At 66.6% G+C, this 4,260-nt stretch carries 2 protein-coding genes and 1 rRNA gene; all 3 read left to right on the forward strand.

Features of this window, described 5'->3' with window-relative positions; genetic code table 11:
• Positions 1–114: ribosomal RNA gene (gene rrf, locus VF794_RS17255) — 5S ribosomal RNA — on the forward strand; the annotation flags it as partial.
• Positions 115–426: 312 nt separating this feature from the next.
• Positions 427–3,132, forward strand: coding sequence for a serine/threonine-protein kinase (locus VF794_RS17260; RefSeq protein ID WP_331111759.1), 2,706 nt, complete (start codon positions 427–429; stop codon positions 3,130–3,132).
• Positions 3,133–3,228: 96 nt separating this feature from the next.
• The coding region (locus VF794_RS17265; RefSeq protein ID WP_331111761.1) for a lysine 2,3-aminomutase at positions 3,229–4,260 on the forward strand (1,032 nt) is incomplete at its 3' end.

A 4,260-nucleotide genomic window follows, 5' to 3' on the forward strand; every position in this document is an offset into this window, starting at 1 on the left:
GGTGGCAATGTCGGAGGGGTTCCACCCGTTCCCATCCCGAACACGGAAGTTAAGCCCTCCAGAGCCGATGGTACTCCGCGGGAAACCGCGCGGGAGAGTAGGTCGCTGCCGGATTTTTTTTGAAGGCCCCGAGTCCTCACACACGTGAGGCCTCGGGGCCTTCGCCTTTGCGGGCCGCTTCATGGGCTCAGCTCGGTCCCGGGCTCTCCAGGCGACCAGGCGCGTGCTCCGTGTCCTTATCCGAACTGGCGTGCCCTGGAGACGGGGCGAAGTCCAAGTGGCTGGAACTCCTGGGGAATCCGCCGTCGGGGGTGGTTTGACTCCCCGTCCGTGCTCCGACTAAAGTCCCGGGTTCGTCCGGTTTTCCACCCACTGCTCCTTCAGGAGCGGCACTGTGGCCATCCGGGTGCGGGCGGATCCCACGCAATGAAGAAGCCGACCTTATTTGGGAAGTACCTCCTCCTCGAGCGCATCAACGTTGGCGGCATGGCGGAGGTATTCACGGCCAAGGCCTTCGGCGTTGAAGGGTTCGAGCGAATCCTCGCCATCAAGAAGATCCTCCCGACGATGGCGGAGGACGACGAGTTCATCACGATGTTCATCGACGAGGCGCGGATCAGCGTTCAGCTGAACCACGCCAACGTCGTTCACATCCACGAGCTCGGGAAGCACGAGGACACCTACTTCATCGCGATGGAGTACGTGGCCGGACGGGACGTGCGCACCCTCCTGGAGCGCTACCGGCGGCGCAAGGAGATCATGCCCACCGCCCAGGCCGTCTTCATCGCCTCGAAGATGTGCGAGGGGCTCGACTACGCGCACCGCAAGAAGGACGCGCGCGGCCAGGACCTGGGCATCATCCACCGCGACGTCTCTCCGCAGAACATCCTCGTCTCGTACGAAGGCGAGGTGAAGATCATCGACTTTGGCATCGCCAAGGCGGCGAACCGCTCGCAGAAGACGCAGGCCGGCATCCTCAAGGGCAAGTTCGGCTACATGAGTCCGGAGCAGGTCCGCGGCCTGCCCATCGATCGCCGCAGCGACGTCTTCGCCGTGGGCGTCATCCTCTACGAGATGCTCACCGGCGAGCGATTATTCGTCGGCGAGTCGGACTACTCCACACTGGAGAAGGTACGCAACGCGGACATCCCCACGCCGCGCCAGTTCAACCCCAACGTTCCGGCGGGCCTCGAGAAGGTGATGCTCAAGGCGCTCGCCCGCGATGTCGAGGATCGCTACCAGTGGGCCTCGGACTTCCAGGAGGACCTCATGCGGTTCCTCCTGGCCGGCGATGCCATCTACTCCTCCAAGCACCTCTCGGGGTTCATGAAGGAGGTCTTCGCGGAGGACATCCTCCGCGAGGCCGAGAAGATGGAGCGCTATGCCTCCATCCAGCGCCCGGAGGAGATCGAGGCCTCCGGCGTCACCGGCGACATCTCCCGCTCGTCGCGCCGGCAGCAGGCCTCTTCCTCGGGGCCCGCAGTCAGTCGTGCGACCACTGTTCCAGCTCAACCCTCCGTGGCCAACAACTACGTGCCACCTGCCACCGAGGAAGAGTTGGCGGAGCTCGATGGGGCAGGGGACAAGACGCAGATCGTCGACTCGGCCTTCGCCATGCGTCCAGACCCCTCCAGCAGCCCCGCGCCCTCCGCGGCGAGCGTGCTGGTCGATGACAGCCTGACGGGTGAGGACTCCACCTTGCCTCCCACCCCCCGGGACAGGGTCCGCGGCGGTGGCAAGCAGCAGGTCGTCATCGGGGATGAATCCGAGAGCTACGCGGGCGCCACTGTCGTCGGACTCGCCCCCACGGCGCGGCCTTCTACAGATGCCGCGGTGGATTCCAATGCCACCCGCGTCGGGCAGGTCGAATCCGGCAGCACCATGATCAGCCCCATGCCCACCGGCCAGCGCATGCGGCTGGACCAGGATGAGCGGCATTCGTCCTCGCATCCGGATGCGGAGCAATCGCCCGAGGCTGGGGCCTTCGGCGAGTCCGAACAAGAGGAGACCACCGGCCCCATTGACCTCCATCAGGAGGAGCCAGAGCCCGCTCCCGAGAAGACGAAGCCCGCCCCTCAGAAGGTAGCGCCGCGCGCCGCCGCGACGGGCAAGAAGCCGCCCCCGAAGGCCCTGCTCGGCGTCGCCGCGGCCGTCGCGCTGGTCGTGGTCGTGGTCGTGGGTGTCCTGCTGTTCTCCGGGCCTCGTACCGGTAGCTTGATGATCTCCGTCCAGCCCGCCGAGGGCGCCGAGATCCGCATCAACGGGCAGATCTTCGCGCACAACCAGGTCATCGAACTCCCCGAAGGCTCCCACACGCTCACCGCTACCGCTCCGGGTCATCTGCCCACCGAGCAGGTAGTCTCCGTCACCAAGGGCCAGAGCCCCCAGGTCGTGGCCGTGACGCTGAACGCCGCGCCCCCGGCCGATTCACTGGCAGGCGACGACACCCAGGTCGCTGGCACTGGCACCGGTACCCAGGTGGAGTCGGAGACCCCGCCTTCCGAGACCGGTCGGGAGAAGCCGGCGCAGCAGGCCGCCTCTGGGAAGGATACCGGCACGGGTACCTCACCCACCCCCGCAGAGCCGGCCAAGCCGACCCGGTTCACCGCCCTGTTCGTGGGTGACTCTGGCGCCGAGATCGAGGTGGACGGCAGGCGCGTGGGCAAGACGCCCGATGCGAAGCTCGAGAACCTCACCATCGGCAAGACCTACGCCTTCACCGTCAAGCGCGCTGGCTACAAGTCCTACTCCAGTAAGTTCCGCTCCAAGGGCGATACGGAGTTGGAGGTGTCCTTCGCGCTCGAGAAGGAGGCGCCGCCGCCGCCTCCTCCCCCCGAGCGTCAGGCCACCAAGGCGCCGCCCGCTCCGAAGAGCACCGTGGTGAAGGCCTCCGGCAAGGTGTCGTCCGCCAAGGGCAAGCTCGCTTGTAGCTCCCGCCCGCTCGGTGCCCAGATCTGGATCAATGGCAAGTACACCGGGCGCGATACGCCGGCTGGACTCGGCAGCCCGCTCATCCTCCCAGTGGGCAGCCACACGGTCATCTTCAAGATCGGCAGCAAGCAGAGCAAGCCCCAGACCGTGGACATCTCCGAGGGGGGGATGGCCAAGCTCGTCAACGTACCGGTCGAGTAGTCACACATTGGTTGCCCTCTTTCCATTGTTGGGTAAAGAGGGACCCTCTGCCCGGGTGACTCCTCCCGGGCCCTCGTTCCTTCAAGGTGGATCGCCATGACGACGCCCATTCGCGGCAAAGCCTCCTCGGCCGGCCCCGCCCAGCAGCCTTTTTCCTATCCGCTCCGCCGCGAGTTCGTGGAGCCCGATTGGAAGCGGCTGCCCGGCTTCAAGGACGTGACCCAGGCCGAGTGGGAGAGCTCCGTCTGGCAGCGCAAGCACACCGTCAAGAACCTCAAGGAGCTCCAGGCCGTCCTGGGCAACCTCCTGCCGGATGACCTGCTGGCCAGCATGGAGCGCGATCAGCGCGAGCGCGCCACCATGTCCATCCTCGTCCCGCCCCAGATGCTCAACACCCTGGACGAGACGGACCTGTGGAACGACCCCGTCCGCCGGTACATGCTCCCCGCCTTCGACGACCGGCACACCGAGTGGCCCAACCACCCCAAGGCCAGCCGCGACAGCCTCCACGAGGCGGAGATGTGGGCCGTCGAGGGACTCACCCACCGCTACCCCACCAAGGTGCTGGCGGAGATGCTCCCCACCTGCCCCCAGTACTGCGGCCACTGCACCCGCATGGACCTCGTGGGCAATGACGTCCCCCAGGTCCAGAAGCACCGCTTTCAGCTCGGTCAGAAGGAGCGCTACGAGCAGATGCTCGACTACCTGCGCCGGACGCCCACCGTCCGCGACGTGGTCGTCAGCGGTGGCGACATCGCCAACCTGCCCATCCAGGCGCTCGAGCCCTTCGTCAGCGCCCTGCTCGACATCCCCAACATCCGGGACATCCGCCTGGCCAGCAAGGGGCTCATGGCCATCCCCCAGCACTTCCTCCAGGACTCCGTCCTCCAGGGGCTGGAGCGGCTCGCCAAGAAGGCCAACGAGCGCGGCGTGGACCTCGCGCTCCACACCCACGTCAACAACGCGCGCCAGCTCACCCCGCTGGTCGGCAAGGCCGTGCGCAAGCTGCTCGACATGGGCTTCCGCGACGTGCGCAACCAGGGCGTCCTGCTGCGCGGCGTGAACAGCACCCCCAAGGACCTGCTCGAGCTGTGCTTCACCCTGCTCGATCACGCCAAGATCCTGCCG

It is taken from the genome of Archangium sp., from assembly GCF_036389735.1.
GTDB lineage: Bacteria > Myxococcota > Myxococcia > Myxococcales > Myxococcaceae > Archangium.